Annotated in this window: 1 pseudogene; it reads right to left on the bottom strand. The window is 66.5% G+C overall.

Annotation, left to right across the window (positions count from 1 at the left end):
* Positions 1 to 8 precede the first annotated feature (8 nt).
* Positions 9 to 744: pseudogene (locus EN925_RS38255) on the bottom strand (hypothetical protein); the annotation flags it as partial.

Here is a 744-nt window from a genome sequence, read left to right as displayed (position 1 = left end):
TCTCGCTGCTATCCATGGCGGTATCTCCGTTGCGCCCGATGCCACAGGAACAGGACAAGGGCGGCAAAGCCGATCAGCACTGTGCGCCCATATTCGAGCGATTCGTAGCTGGTGTAGGCGATGGCGCTGAGGAAGCTCAGCGCGGCGACGAACGGCGCGGTCATGAAATAGGCGGCGAACACCGCATAGGCGCCGTTCAGCGCCAGCAGCCACAAGCCACTGGCGAGCGGCATCGCCCAAGCCGATGGCTCCGCCGCCAGGGCAGCACCTGCCGGCATGAGAAAGAAGCAAAGCGACAATTGCAGGGGCAGCCGCGCCAGCCGCAGCCACGTCCTGACAAAGCCGATTGGAGCCGTGCGCAGTACCGGCGAGCCGAGCGGATGGAAGCGCGCGCTCAGCATGAAGACGAGAAGGCCGCCGGTCAGGCCCGCCATTGCCGCCGGCACCGCATCGTGACGAACGAAGCTGATGGCGGCGGAAAGCACCGCGACGACACCAAAGAAGGTGGCCGCGCCCACCAGTCGCCAGGAAAAGGGCACATGGCCAGCCGGCAAACCCCAGGCCCAGCTGGAGAGCCAGGCTGGTGCGGAACGATCGAAGGCACCGAGCCAGGGCCGGCGCCCGCTTGGATCCCTCGCCAGATCGGAATTGTTGATGGGGACGAGGTCGCGAGCGCACTGCAGACGCAGGACGGCCGCCGCGCAAAAACCGGCGCCATCCTGTTTGGCGCCGAGACCCCAGACC

Origin of the sequence: Mesorhizobium sp. M7A.F.Ca.US.006.04.2.1 (assembly GCF_004022915.1) — a bacterium.
In the GTDB taxonomy this organism is placed as follows: Bacteria; Pseudomonadota; Alphaproteobacteria; order Rhizobiales; family Rhizobiaceae; genus Mesorhizobium; species Mesorhizobium ciceri.
This window is presented reverse-complemented; position numbering and strand designations above follow the sequence as displayed.